The organism is Allobosea sp. Root670, assembly GCF_001429415.1.
GTDB lineage: Bacteria > Pseudomonadota > Alphaproteobacteria > Rhizobiales > Beijerinckiaceae > Allobosea > Allobosea robiniae.
On the sequence record NZ_LMJU01000001.1, the window covers coordinates 465,397 to 478,425 of the forward strand.

Sequence of the window (13,029 nt, forward strand, 5' to 3'; positions counted from 1 at the left end):
GGCCAAACTGTCCAACGGCCCCTCCCCCTATCCTGCCCTCTTTCTGCCGGAAGAGGTTTTCAACGCAGTCCCTTCTTGGCTGGACAACGGCTCACTCCGCCGGATGCGTGACGGGCGGAGCGTGCTTCGTGCCGCGGAAGAAGCCGCCGAGCTTCACCAGCCCTTCCGACAGCCTGTCCATGTAGAGGAACAGGACGGGCGTGATGAACAGCGTCAGCACCTGCGAGATCATCAGGCCGCCGACGACGGCGATGCCGAGCGGCTGACGCAGTTCGGCGCTGGCGCCGGCGCCGAGCGCGATCGGCAAGGTGCCCATGAGGGCCGCCAGCGTCGTCATCAGGATCGGCCGGAAGCGCATCACGCAGGCCTGGTGGATCGCCTCCTGTGCCGATTTCCCCTCCCGCCTGAGCACCAGCGCCACGTCGATCATCATGATCGCGTTCTTCTTGACGATGCCGATCAGCATCAGAAGGCCGATGATCGCGATGACCGAGAGTTCGAGGTCGAAGAGCCGGAGCGCTCCCAGCGCCCCGACCGCCGCCGACGGCAGGCCGGTCAGGATCGTCAGCGGGTGGATGAAGCTCTCGTAGAGGATGCCGAGCACGATATAGATCGTCAGGATCGCACCGGCGATCAGCAGGCCCTGATTGGCGAGCGAGTCCTGGAAGGTCTTGGCGGTGCCGGCGAGCGTGGTCGAGATTGACTTGGGCAGGCCGAGCTCGTCCTTGATCCCCTCGATGCGGTTGACGCTGTCGCCGAGCGCGACGCCGGCCGGCAGGTTGTAGGAGATCGTCACCGCCGGGAGCTGGCCGAGCTGGTTGACCGTGAGCTGGCCGGCCGTACGCTCGATCCGGGCGATGGCGCCGAGCGGCACCAGCGTGCCGGATCTGGTGCGGATGCGGATGGCGTTCAGCCGCTCGGGCGTCCAGTGCTCGTTCGGGTTGAACTCGACGACCACATCGTAGCTGTCGCCGGCGGTGTAGATCGTCGAGACCTGACGGACGCCGAAGCCGGAATAGAGCGTCGAGCGCAGGATATCGGAGCCGATGCCGAGCGCATTGGCCTTGTCGCGGTCGACGATGACGGTCGCCTGCAGGGCATTGTCCTGCAGGTCCGTGGTGACATCGACGAAGGCCGAGCGGTCGCGGCTCATCGCGTCGGCGAGGCGGACCGCCCAGCCGTTCATCTGCTGCTGGTCGAGCCCCTGCACGACGAGCTGGTACTGGCTCTTCGAGGAGCGCGCGCCGATGCGCAGATTCTGCACGGGGGTCATATAGGTGTTGATGCCCGCCACCTGGGCGAGATCGCGCCTGAGCGAGGCCAGCACCGCCTGGATATGAGGCCGCTCGTCGAGCGGCTTCAGCTCGACGAAGAGGCGGCCGGCATTGAGCGCGCTGCCGCCGCCGCCATTGCCGCCGACCGTCGAGGCGACATGCGCAACGTAAGGCGACTTGCGGAAGATATCCGCGACCTCGGCCTGCAGCTTCTGCATCGCCTCGAAGGAGATGTCCTGCCGCGCCTCGGTCGAGACCTGGAGCTGGCCGATATCCTCCTGCGGGAAGAAGCCCTTCGGCGCGCTCTGGAGCAGCCAGACGCTGCCGGCCATGGTCAGGAAGAAGGCGAGCAGCATCAGCGGCTGGAAGCGCAGGCAGAATTTCAAGCCGGCATCGTAGCCGGCGAGCAGCTTGTCGAAGCCCTTCTCCAGCCAGCGGCCGAGCGCGTTCTCCTGGTGGTGCTCGGAATAGCCCGAGAGCAGGCGCGAGCAGAGCATCGGCGTCAGCGTCAGCGAGACGAAGGCGGAAGCGAGGATCGAGACCGTCACCACCACCGCGAACTCGTTGAAGATGCGACCGATGACGCCGCCCATCAGCAGGACGGGGATGAAGACCGCGACCAGCGAAAGCGAGATCGAAATGATGGTGAAGCCGATCTCGCCGGCACCCTTCAGCGAGGCTTCGAAGGCGGACAGCCCGTCCTCCTCCATGTGCCGGACGATGTTCTCGAGCATGACGATGGCGTCGTCGACGACGAGGCCGACCGAGAGCGTCAGGCCCAGCAGCGAGATGTTGTCGATCGAGAAACCGAGCAGATACATCGCCGCCAGCGTGGCGATGATCGAGATCGGTACAGCCACCGCCGGAATGAAGGTGGCCGCCACCCGGCGCAGGAAGACGAAGATCACCATGACGACCAGCGCGATGGTCAGCAGCAGCGTGAACTGCACGTCGTCCACGGCCTGGCGGATCGAGGTCGAGCGATCGTTGAGCAGCGAGAGCGAGGCCGCTGCCGGCAACTGGCCCTCGAAGGCGGGGATCATCGCCTTGACGCGGTCGACCACCTCGACGGTGTTGGCGTCGGGCTGGCGCTGCACGGCGAGCACGATCGCCGGCGTGCCGTCATAGGTGCTGCGGGTCTGGGTGTTCTCGACGGAGTCGATGACCTTGGCGACGTCGCCGAGCCGCACCGGCTTGCCCGAGCGCGTGGTGATGATGACGTTGGCGAACTGCGCGGCATTGGCGAGCTGTGTTTTCGCTTGAATCGTCAGCTGCTGGGCCGTGTTCTGGATCGTGCCGACCGGCGTATTGGCGTTGGTCGCGGTGATCGCGGCTTGCAACTCGTCGAGGCCGATGCCGCGCGCGGCGAGTGCGGTCGGGTCGATCTGGATGCGTACCGCATATTTCTGGCTGCCCCAGATCAGCACCTGCGCGACGCCGTCCACGGTGGAGAGCGCTGGCGAGATGACCTGCTGGGCGAAGGCGTCGAGCTGCGACAACGGCACCACGTCGCTCTTCAGCGCCAGCAGGATGATCGGCGCATCGGCCGGGTTCACCTTGCGGTAGCTCGGCTGGGTTGTCATCTCGGCCGGCAATTGCCGCTGGGTGCGGGCGATCGCGGCCTGCACGTCGGCGGCGGCCGCGTCGATATCGCGGTTCAGCACGAACTGGATGGCGATCGAAGTGGAGCCCTGCGAATTCGTGGTCGAGATCGAGTCGATGCCGGCGATGGTGCCGAATTGCTTGATCAGCGGCGTCGCGACCGAGGTCGCCATCGTATCCGGCGAGGCGCCCGGCAATTGCGCGGAGACGTTGACGACCGGGAACTCGGCGCGTGGCAGCGCCGCGACCGGGAGGAAGCGGTATGCAAAAAGCCCCGCCAGCACCAGCGAGACCGACATCAGGATGGTCGCGACCGGGTGGCGAATGCAGAAACCGGAGACGTTCATGACCGCGCGCCCTCCGCGACCGGCGTGGCCTGCGCCGGCTTCTCGCCCGCAGCCGCCCGCTCGCGCACCCGCGTGCCCTGCTTCAGGCGCATCTGCCCGTCGGTGACGACGCGCTCGCCCGGCGCGATGCCCTCAGTGACCGCCGTGCGCTCGCCATCGCTGAGCGCGACCTTGATCTGGCGAAGATCGACCGTGGAATCCGGCTTGATGACGAAAGCGTAGGGCCCCTTCTGGCCGGTCTGCACGGCGACGGTCGGGATCACCGTGACGCCGGTCAGCGTCTCCGGGATGATCTCGACATCGACATATTGCCCCGGCCAGAGGCTCAGGTCGTCATTGGCGAAGGCGGCCTTGGCAGTGATCGTGCCGGAGGTGACGTCGACGGTCGAATCGACGAAATTGAGCTTGCCCTCGGCCGCCGTTCGGGCGGCATTCGGCACGCGCGCGGTGACCGGCACGGGCTTCGCGGCGGCGAGCGCGCCTTGCAAGGTCGGCAATTCGCTCTCCGGCATGGCGAAGGAGACGCGCAGCGGCTTCATCTGCGTGATGGTCAGGAGGCCGGTGCCGTTGCTGTTGGCGCTGGCATTGACGAGGTTGCCCGGCGTGACCTGCACCGTGCCGATGCGCCCGTCGATCGGCGCGGTGATGCGGGTGTAGCCCAGCTTGAGGCGGTCGGCATCGAGCGTCGCATGGTCGCCCTGGATGGTGGCGGCCGAGATTTTCTCGTCGGCCGTCGCCTGGTCGACCTGTTGCTGGGTGCCGGCATTGCGGGTGAAGAGCTGCCTGTAGCGGTCGAGATCGGCGAGATTGCGGGTATGGGTCGCCTCGTCGCGGGCCAGCATCGCCTCGTCCTTGGCGATCTGGGCCTTGAGGTCGCGATCATCGAGGGTGAAGAGCAGGTCGCCGGCCTTGACGAACTGTCCGTCCGTGACGTGCTGGGCCATGATCTGGCTGTCTATGCGCGAGCGCACGAGCACGCTCGCCGGGGTCTCGACGAAGCCGATGGCGTGCTTGCGCACCGGGAAATCGGCCTGGATCGCGGCGGCGGACACCACCGCCACGGCGGCCCCCTCGCCTCTCCCGCCACGCGCGCTGCGAGCGGCCTCTGGGGTGCGCGAATGCAAATACCAGGCGCCGCCGGCAGCGAGGCCGACGACGATGACGCCGATGATCAATCCTGAACGCTTCATTGTCTGTCCACTCGCTCAGGCTGCGTTGCCGGCAGAGGCCGGCGCCTTATCTTCGGATCGGGTACGGGTCTGTTCGCGGATCGCGGACAAGGTTTCGAGCGCCGACAGGATCGCCGCCTCTTCGACGCCGCCGAGCACCTCCTGAGCGATCTCGGTGCGCACCGAATCGAGATCGTCGACCAGCGCCCGGCCTTCCGGGGTGAGAAAGAGGCGGTAGGCGCGGCGGTCGGCAGGGTCTTCGCGGCGCTCGATCAGATTCTGGCTCTGCAAGCGGTCGAGCAGGCGGGCGAGCGAGATCGGCTGAAGGTCCATCTGCTCGGCAAGGGCGGCCTGGTTCAGCCCTTCCTGCCGCCTGAGCCGGGACATCACGCCCCATTGCGCCCGCGTCGTGCCGTGCTGGCGGGCGCGTTGCTCGACATAGGTCCTGAGCAGGCGCGAGGTTTCGACGAGCTGGAACATCAGCTCTCGCCGCAGGGGTCGTCTCATTCACAGGCCTCTCAACCGTAAGCCTGCTTATCATATGTCCGATTACGGCATTTTCAGGAGCGGGTTGTGCAACGCACGCAAAGGTGAACACGCGCTGCAGACATGCCCATCACCGGCCGGTGAAGGCGGCTGACCGCTTTTCCAGAAAAGCCGTCACGCCCTCGCGGAAATCGGCACTCGCCGTCGTCTCGCGGAAGGCGTCGCGTTCCGCATCGAGATGGGCTGCGAGATCGGCATCCGGCGCCTCCGTCAGGAGGGTGCGGATGCGGCCATAGGCGCCGGTCGGCCCCGCCGCGAGCTTGCGGGCCAGCGCCAAGGCTTCGTCACGCGCCTGAGCAGCCGGCACGACGCGGTTGACGAGGCCGATCTTCAGCGCGTCCTCCGCTCCGAAGGTCTCCGCCAGAAGCGCGATCTCGCGCGCCTTGCGCTGACCGACGAGGCGGGCGAGCCGGTAGGTGCCGCCGAGATCGGGCGTCGCGCCGATCCGGGCGTAGGCCATGGTGAAGCGGGCATCGTCGGCCGCGACGGCGAGATCGCAGGCCAGCGCGAGGCTGAAGCCGCCGCCGGCGATGGCCCCGTGCAGGCATGCAACCGAAGGCTGCGGTAGGGAATCGAGCAGACGCAGCGCCTCATGCAGCGGCGCCATGATCGCCTCGATGCCGGCCGCGATGTCGCTGCCCACGAGGAACTGCGAGACGTCGCCGCCGGCGCAGAACGCCCGGCCATTGCCTTGCAGCAGGATAGCACGCACGTCGCCGCTGGCCGCGATCGCCTTCACCTGCGCGAGGAAGCGTTCGGCCATCGGCGCGTCGATGGCGTTCAGCACGGCCGGCCGGTTGAGCGTCAGGATGGCGACGCCGCCGTCACGGGTGAGCTCAACGGAATCGGAAGCGTCGGACATGGCGGTCTCCAAGCGCGAAGGGTCGCGTCGAGGCTAGCATCGAGAGCGCCGGCGCCGCGAGGTGCATCTGCACGCATCGGGCATCGCGTTTGCGCGAGGGCCACTGGCCTTGCCGGCGCGAAGGCTTCTAGACTGTGCCGGAAACCTGCCCCTTCGAGACCCATTCCCGACATGAGCCAGCTCTTCAGCCCCTATCAGCTCGGCAGCCTTACGCTTGCCAACCGCATCGTCATCGCCCCGATGTGCCAGTATTCGGCACAGGATGGCTGCGCCAGCGACTGGCACACCATCCATCTCGGCCATCTCGCGCTGTCCGGCGCCGGCCTCCTGATCATCGAGGCGACAGCCGTCGAGCCGGATGGCCGGATCAGCCCGTTCGACCTCGGCCTCTGGTCCGATGAGACCGAAGCCGCGCTCGGCAAGGCGCTGGATTCCGCCCGCCGCTGGTCGGACATGCCGATCGCAATCCAGCTCGCCCATGCCGGGCGCAAGGCCTCTCTCGCCCAGCCCTGGAAGGGCGGCGGCCAGCTCGGCCTCGACCAGGGCGGCTGGACGGTCGAAGCCCCCTCGGAAATCGGCTTCGAGACCTATCCGCGGCCGCCCCGTGCCCTCACAAGCGACGATATCGGCCGGCTGATCGAAGCCTTCGCGGATTCGGCCCGCCGGGCCGTCCGGCTCGGCTTCGCCGCGATCGAGCTGCATGGCGCGCATGGCTATCTGATGCACCAGTTCCTCTCGCCCTTCTCGAACAAGCGCGAGGATGAGTACGGCGGCTCGCTGGAGAACCGGATGCGCTTCCCGCTCGCGGTGCTCGATGCTGTGCGAGCCGTGGTGCCGGCAGGCTATCCGGTCGGCTTCCGCGTTTCGGGCACGGATTGGGTCGAGGGCGGCTGGGACATCGAGCAGAGCATCGCCTTCGCCCAAGCCGCCAAGGCGCGCGGCGCCGATTTCATCGACATGTCCGGCGGTGGGCTCTCGGCCACGCAAAAGGTTCCGCTCGGCCCCAACTATCAGGTGCCGCTGGCGCGGGCCGTGAAGCAGGCGACCGGCATCGCCACCATGGCGGTCGGCCTGATCACCGAGGCCGAGCAGGCCGAGGCGATCATCGGCACCGGCGAGGCCGATTTCGTCGCATTGGCGCGCGGCATCCTCTACAACCCGCGCTGGCCCTGGCATGCGGCGGCACAGCTCGGCGCCACCGTCAAGGCGCCGAACCAGTATCTGCGCTCGCAGCCGCGCCAATATTCCAAGCTGTTCGCCTGAACCGGACCAGCATCGTCATTCCGGCCCGGCGCTGCTGACGCAGCTTGTCCAGGCCGGGAAAAACACTTCAATTGCGCCGCCCCTTCCCACATCAGAGAGCCGCATGACAGCCTATTCCGACCTCTCCGCCCATTTCGGCCGCATCGCTGCCCTGTCGAATGCCATCGGCATCCTGCAGTGGGACAACGACGTGATGATGCCGAAGGGCGCGGCCGAGACGCGGGCCGAAAGCATGGCCCTGCTCCAGGTCATGCGCCACGGTCTCTCCACCGATAGCCGCATTGGCGATTGGCTCGGCGAGGCCGAGAGCGACGGCAGCCTCGGCACCTGGGAGAAGGCCAACCTGCGCGAGATCCGACGCGTCTGGACGGTCGACACCGCCCTGCCCTCCGAACTGGTGGAAGCGTCGAGCAAGGCGATCTCCGCTTGCGAGATGCGCTGGCGCCAAGCGCGGGCCGATGCCGATTTCGCCGGTCTCCTGCCCTATCTCGCCGAAGTGCTAAATCTCCAGCGCCAGATCGGCCGGGCCAAGGGCGAGAAGCTCGGGCTCTCCGCCTATGACGCGCTGCTCAACGATTACGAGCCGGGCGGCCGTTCCGCCAAGATCGACGGGCTGTTCGACGATCTTGCCGCCTTCCTGCCGGGCTTCACGCAGGAGGCGATGGCGGTGCAGGCCCGCCGGCCTGCCTTGCCCGCGCTGGAAGGCCCTTTCGCGACTGAGACGCAGCGGGCGCTCGGCCTCAAGTTCATGGCGGCGCTCGGCTATGATTTCGAGCGCGGCCGGCTCGATATCTCGACGCACCCTTTCTGCGGCGGCGCCGACAACGATGTCCGCATCACCACGCGCTATGACGAGACCGATTTCACCAAGGCACTGATGGGCGTGCTGCACGAGACCGGACATGCGCTCTACGAGCAGGGCCGGCCTCAAGCGCATCTCAACCAGCCGGTCGGCGCCGCGCGCGGCATGAGCCTGCATGAGAGCCAGTCGCTGCTGATGGAGATGCAAGCCTGCCGCTCGCGCCAGTTCCTGGCTTACGCCGCGCCGCTGATGCGCGAGAGTTTTGGAGGTGTGGGGCCGGCCTGGGAAAGCGAGGCGATGTGGCATCGCTATACCCGCGTCGAGCCCGGCTTCATCCGCGTCGATGCCGACGAGGTGACCTACCCGGCCCATGTCATCCTGCGCTACCGGCTGGAAAAGGCGCTGATTGCCGACGAGATGCCGCTCGCCGAATTGCCTTCCGCCTGGAATGCCGGGATGAAGTCCTTGCTCGGCGTCACCGTTCCAAACGACCGGCTCGGCTGCCTGCAGGACATCCACTGGCCGTCCGGCGGCTGGGGCTATTTCCCGACCTATACGCTGGGTGCGATGACCGCGGCCCAGATCTTCGATGCCGCCTGCAAGGCGGAGGCCTCGATCCTGCCCGGCATCGGCAAGGGCGATTTCGGTCCTCTGGTCGGCTGGCTGCGCGCCAATATCCACGGCAAGGGCTCGCTGCTCCCGACCGACGAGCTGCTGACGGAAGCGACTGGTCGCCCGCTCGACGCCGCGGTGTTCAAGGCCCACCTGCGCCGGCGCTATATCGACGAGGTCTAAGCGAACTCATTTTATTTATTCGAAACAAAGACTTAGACAAACGCCTCGTGCCGATCGGCCATGCAGCTTTCGGACTTGCATCCGGGCTTCCGAAGCGGGATGTCGGAGACGACCTCCTGCTTCGGTGACCGCTCATGACCCAGACCAAGCCCGCCCCCCGCATCGCCATCACCTATTGCTCGATGTGCAACTGGATGCTGCGCTCGGCCTGGCTCGGGCAGGAACTGCTCTCGACCTTCGGGCAGGATCTCGGCGAGGTCGCGCTGATCCCGCGCACCGGCGGCATCTTCCAGATCCATTATGACGGCGAGCTGATCTGGGACCGCAAGGCCGATGGCGGCTTCCCGGATTCGAAGGTGCTGAAGCAACGCGTGCGCGATCGGCTCGATCCTGAACGCAGCCTCGGCCATGTCGACGGTCACACGATGTCGGCCGAGGCGGAGAGCTGAAGGCCCCTCGCCCCGCCCGAGACTGCGGCCCTCTCAGGCCGCGTGCTTCCGCGTCGCCGCGACCCAGGCCTTCAACCGTCCCTCGGGATCGGCGCTCAGCGTGATGTCGGTCACCGCTGCGACGATATCGGCGCCGGCCTCGAAGACGCCCGGCGCCCGCTCCAGCGAGATGCCGCCGATGCCGACCAGCGGCAGGTCGCCGATGCGGCGCTTCCACTCGCCGAGCCGCTCCAGCCCCTGCGGGCCGAAGCGCATCTGCTTCAGGATGGTCGGGTAGACCGGGCCGAGCGCGACATAATCAGGCTTCGCCGCCAGCGCGCGCTCCAGCTCGGGCTCGTCATGGCTGCTGATGCCGAGCTTGAGGCCGGCCTTGCGGATCGCATCGAGGTCGGCCTCGTCGAGATCCTCCTGGCCGAGATGGATGAAGTCGCAGCCCTCGGCGATAGCGAGCTTCCAGTAGTCGTTGACGACGAGCACGCAGCCGGCCGCAGCGCAGAGTGTCTTCGCCCGCGCGATCTCACGCGCGACCTCGGTCTCGGGCCGGTCCTTGACGCGTAACTGCACCAGCTTGACGCCGAGCGGCAGCATCCGCTCCAGCCAGTCGGCGCTGTCGAAGATGGGGTAGAACGGATCGAGCTTCATGCGGGAGCGGTCTTTCAGGCCAGGAAGGCTTTGCCCATGACGGGCGTGGAGGGAGCGGCCATGTCGCGCGCCTCGATCGGTTGCGCGGCAAAAGCCTGGCGGCCGGCGCGGATGGCGAGCGAGAAGGCCTCCGCCATCGCGGCGGGATCGCCCGCCTTGGCGACTGCGGTATTGAGCAGGATGCCGTCATAACCCATCTCCATCGCCTGCGCGGCATGGGACGGCAGGCCGATGCCGGCATCGACGACAAGCGGCACATCCGGGAAATGCTGGCGCAGGCTGCGCAGGCCATAGGGGTTGTTGAGCCCCCTGCCCGACCCGATCGGCGCACCCCATGGCATCAGCACCTCGCAGCCGGCATCGAGCAGGCGCCCGCCGACCACGAGATCCTCGGTCGTGTAGGGAAAAACCTTGAAGCCGTCATCGGCGAGAATGCGCGCGGCCTCGACCAGCGCGATCACGTCCGGCTGGAGCGTGTCGTCCTCGCCGATCACCTCGAGCTTGATCCAGTCGGTACCGAAGACCTCGCGCGCCATCTGCGCCGTGGTCACGGCTTCCTTGACGGTGTGGCAGCCGGCCGTGTTCGGGAGCACCTTGACGCCGAGCTCGCGGATCAGCGCCCAGAAGGCTTGTCCTGCGCCGCCCGACGATTCCCGCCGCAGCGAAACGGTGACGACCTCGGCGCCCGAGCGCTTCACGGCCTCGGCCAGGATGGCGGGCGACGGGTATTGCGCGGTGCCGAGGAAGAGCGGGTTGTCGGGCTCGAAGCCATAGAAGGATGCCATCTCAGCCTCCCTGCATCGGCGCGACGATCTCGATGCGGTCGCCTTCGCTCAGGGCCGTTTCGGCGCGCTTGCGGGCCGGCACGAAATCGCCGTTCACCGCGGTCGCGACGATGCGGCCGCCGAAGCCCAGCTCCGCCAGTGCCTCGGCCAGCGTCTTCGCCGCGACGTCCTGCGGGGCGCCGTTAAGCAGCAAGGTCATGCAGCATCTCCGGTGTTGCTTGCGGGTTCAGCACGGCATCCGCCGCCATCCGCGCCATGGCGGGACTGAGCAGGAAGCCGTGGCGATAGAGCCCGTTGACATGGATCACCCGGCCGCGACGCGTCAGCCGCGGCAGGTTGTCGGGAAAGGCCGGGCGGGCATCGGTGCCGATCTCGACCACCTCCGCCTCGCCGAAAGCAGGGTGCAGCGCATAGGCGGCGCCGAGCAGTTCCAGCATGGCGCGAGCGGAGATGCGACGCCGCTCGCCGCTCTCGATCATCGTCGCGCCGACCATGAAGAGCCCGTCCGCGCGCGGGACGATGTAGAGCGGAATGCGCGGATGCAGCAGCCGGACAGGGCGCGACAGGCTGATATCGTCGCTGCGCAGCAGCAGCATCTCGCCCTTGACGCCGCGCAGGTCCGGCAGGACATCACGCGCCGCCAGCCCCCGGCAATCGAGGACGATATCGGCATCGAGATCGACGGGCTCGACGGCGCTGTCGAAATGGATTGTGCCGCCGTTCGCGACGAGGCGCTCGGCCAGCGCGGCGATGGCTTCACGCGGATCGAGATGTCCTTCACCCGCAAAGAACAGGCCGCGCGAAAACCGTCCGGCGAGATCGGGCTCGAGCACGGCGACCGCATCGCCATCGATCTCCTCGAAATGGCTCGTGCGCTGCCCGAAGCGGCGCAATTCCGAACGATCCCGGCTCGGCGCGACCACGAGCGTGCCGTTGCGGACGACCCCGCCGGCATGGCGCTCCCACCAATCGGCCGCCTGCTGTCCGAGCCGGATCACAGGCTCCTCGGCGCTCTCGCCCTCGCACCACGGGGCGAGCATGCCGCCGGCATACCAGGAACAGGCCTCGGCGCCGATGCGCGGACCGCGCTCATGGATGGTGACCTGTGCGCCGCGCGCCAGCAATTCGGTGGCGCAGGCCAGGCCGACGACACCAGCGCCGACCACCGCGACCTTCAGGCTGGAATGAGGGCGTTCTGCCGTCATGCTCTTCCCTGCTCCCGGGAAGGCAGCGGCCTGGGCACGAGCAAAGTGTCTGCGAGCCGAAGACCGTTCCCTTCGCCGGCATTACCCGGATCAGGTACGATGGGTTGGCGCTGACCACGCCTCTCAGCCTCTCGGCACCCCAACGGACAGGCTCAATCTAATGGCTGCCCTGCGGCGGAGCAAGGCGAGCCGGCGCAGGGCTTGGTTGTCAGAGACGCCGCTTTGCGGAGACCAATTTCTGATGTGCCCTCCCTTCACACGGGAGTGCTCGGTGGCCCACTGAGGAGCATGCACAGGCGAAGCGAAGGAAGTTGCCGACGAGGCTTGTCAAACGGCTCTGCAATCGGGCATAGAGCCTCTCGCCGGAGACGTGGCCGAGAGGCTGAAGGCACTCGTTTGCTAAATGAGCATACCCCACAAGGGTATCGAGGGTTCGAATCCCTCCGTCTCCGCCACTCTTTTTCTGCCCCTCCTTCGTTCGCTTGAACTTGAATTCGCACGCGGTTGCGTCGCACGGGCGCGTGCACTCTCATGCATCGGCGAGCGTCCGGTCGGGCCTTGTTCATCGCTGCGGCGATCTCCCATCCCGGCAGGTGCGCTGGTCGGCGGCTGGATTGGGTCGTCGCGATCAAGCAGGGCCGCCGACCGGCGATGCCGACACTGCAAGCGCGAGGGCCTCACCAGGTTTCCTTGACCGTTTCCATCGCGACATTGGTCGAGGTGTTCGCGACATGGGGCAGGTTCGAGATCTTCTCGCCCAGCACGGCCCGGTAGCGCCGGATATCCGGCGTGCGGATCTTCAGGAGGTAGTCGAAGCGGCCCGCGATCATGTGGCATTCCTCGACCTCCCTGATCTTCTTGACCTCCTCGTTGAATTTCGTCAGCGCCTTTTCCGTGGTGTCGGACAGCTTGACCTCGGCGAAGGCGATGTGATCGAGCTTCAGCTTCGCCGGGTTGAGCGTTGCCCGGAAGCCCTCGATATAGCCGTCGTCGACAAGCCGGCGGAACCGGATCTGGCAGGGCGTCTTGGAGAGGCCGATCCGCGCGCCGAGCTCGGCGATCGAGATCCGGCCGTCCTCCCTGAGCACGTCGAGGATCTTGCGATCCAGCGCGTCCAGATCGCCTTCGATTGGCATTTCCTTAGGCTTTTTCACTTGCAATCCTCAAATCTGAAGTCTGAACGGACTGCAAGATAACAAAATTTAGACCGCCTGAGAATCGCGCTCATGATAAGCTCCCGCGCAAAGAACGGGAGAGGGTATCGCCCCCGGCCCGTCGCGTTCGAACC

General features: G+C 66.9%; 12 protein-coding genes, 1 tRNA gene and 1 riboswitch. Of the genes, 4 read left to right on the plus strand and 9 right to left on the minus strand.

Features of this window, described 5'->3' with window-relative positions; translation table 11 throughout:
- Positions 1-91 precede the first annotated feature (91 nt).
- The 4 genes from ASE61_RS02095 to ASE61_RS02110 form a co-directional block, all read right to left on the minus strand.
- On the minus strand, positions 92-3,223 hold the full coding sequence (locus ASE61_RS02095) for an efflux RND transporter permease subunit (protein WP_061964179.1): 3,132 nt from the start codon (positions 3,221-3,223) through the stop codon (positions 92-94).
- The gene (locus ASE61_RS02100; protein ID WP_082617028.1) at positions 3,220-4,413 is read right to left on the minus strand and encodes an efflux RND transporter periplasmic adaptor subunit; all 1,194 of its coding nucleotides are present in this window, start codon (positions 4,411-4,413) and stop codon (positions 3,220-3,222) included. Before ASE61_RS02100 ends, ASE61_RS02095 begins: the two co-directional genes overlap by 4 nt.
- Before the next feature lie 15 nt (positions 4,414-4,428).
- On the minus strand, positions 4,429-4,899 hold the full coding sequence (locus tag ASE61_RS02105; protein ID WP_061964183.1) for a MarR family winged helix-turn-helix transcriptional regulator: 471 nt from the start codon (positions 4,897-4,899) through the stop codon (positions 4,429-4,431).
- Between the two features lie 109 nt (positions 4,900-5,008).
- A complete protein-coding gene (locus ASE61_RS02110; protein ID WP_061964185.1) occupies positions 5,009-5,800 on the minus strand; it encodes an enoyl-CoA hydratase/isomerase family protein in 792 nt (263 codons plus the stop codon).
- 171 nt (positions 5,801-5,971) lie between these two features.
- Between ASE61_RS02110 and ASE61_RS02115 the strand changes: the two genes are divergently transcribed.
- The 3 genes from ASE61_RS02115 to ASE61_RS02125 all read left to right on the plus strand — a co-directional run bounded on the left by ASE61_RS02115 (position 5,972) and on the right by ASE61_RS02125 (position 9,109).
- Positions 5,972-7,063, plus strand: a complete 1,092-nt coding sequence (locus ASE61_RS02115; protein ID WP_061964187.1) for an NADH:flavin oxidoreductase/NADH oxidase — start codon at positions 5,972-5,974, stop codon at positions 7,061-7,063.
- Between the two features lie 103 nt (positions 7,064-7,166).
- Positions 7,167-8,660: a carboxypeptidase M32 gene (locus ASE61_RS02120; RefSeq protein ID WP_061964189.1), complete on the plus strand. Its 1,494-nt coding sequence runs from the start codon at positions 7,167-7,169 to the stop codon at positions 8,658-8,660.
- A 134-nt stretch (positions 8,661-8,794) separates the two neighbouring features.
- On the plus strand, positions 8,795-9,109 hold the full coding sequence (locus ASE61_RS02125; protein WP_047580587.1) for a SelT/SelW/SelH family protein: 315 nt from the start codon (positions 8,795-8,797) through the stop codon (positions 9,107-9,109).
- Positions 9,110-9,142: 33 nt separating this feature from the next.
- On the opposite strand, the gene ASE61_RS02130 is transcribed toward ASE61_RS02125, so the two are convergent.
- Genes ASE61_RS02130 through thiO form a run of 4 tightly spaced genes read right to left on the minus strand, consistent with a single transcriptional unit; the run spans position 9,143 to position 11,714 of the window.
- Positions 9,143-9,751: a thiamine phosphate synthase gene (locus tag ASE61_RS02130; protein ID WP_061964191.1), complete on the minus strand. Its 609-nt coding sequence runs from the start codon at positions 9,749-9,751 to the stop codon at positions 9,143-9,145.
- A 14-nt stretch (positions 9,752-9,765) separates the two neighbouring features.
- On the minus strand, positions 9,766-10,536 hold the full coding sequence (locus ASE61_RS02135) for a thiazole synthase (RefSeq protein ID WP_061964193.1): 771 nt from the start codon (positions 10,534-10,536) through the stop codon (positions 9,766-9,768).
- 1 nt (position 10,537) lies between these two features.
- Positions 10,538-10,735, minus strand: coding sequence for a sulfur carrier protein ThiS (thiS, locus tag ASE61_RS02140; protein WP_061964195.1), 198 nt, complete (start codon positions 10,733-10,735; stop codon positions 10,538-10,540).
- Entirely contained in the window at positions 10,719-11,714 is a 996-nt protein-coding gene (gene thiO / locus ASE61_RS02145) for a glycine oxidase ThiO (RefSeq protein ID WP_061965491.1), read from the minus strand. Before thiO ends, thiS begins: the two co-directional genes overlap by 17 nt.
- Before the next feature lie 77 nt (positions 11,715-11,791).
- A riboswitch (TPP riboswitch) is annotated at positions 11,792-11,893 on the minus strand.
- 212 nt (positions 11,894-12,105) lie between these two features.
- On the opposite strand from thiO, the gene ASE61_RS02150 reads away from it, so the two are divergent.
- Positions 12,106-12,196 (plus strand) — tRNA-Ser (locus ASE61_RS02150).
- Positions 12,197-12,418: 222 nt separating this feature from the next.
- Here ASE61_RS02150 and ASE61_RS02155 read toward each other — a convergent pair.
- The gene (locus tag ASE61_RS02155) at positions 12,419-12,877 is read right to left on the minus strand and encodes an Lrp/AsnC family transcriptional regulator (RefSeq protein ID WP_061964197.1); all 459 of its coding nucleotides are present in this window, start codon (positions 12,875-12,877) and stop codon (positions 12,419-12,421) included.
- Between the last annotated feature and the right edge of the window lie 152 nt (positions 12,878-13,029).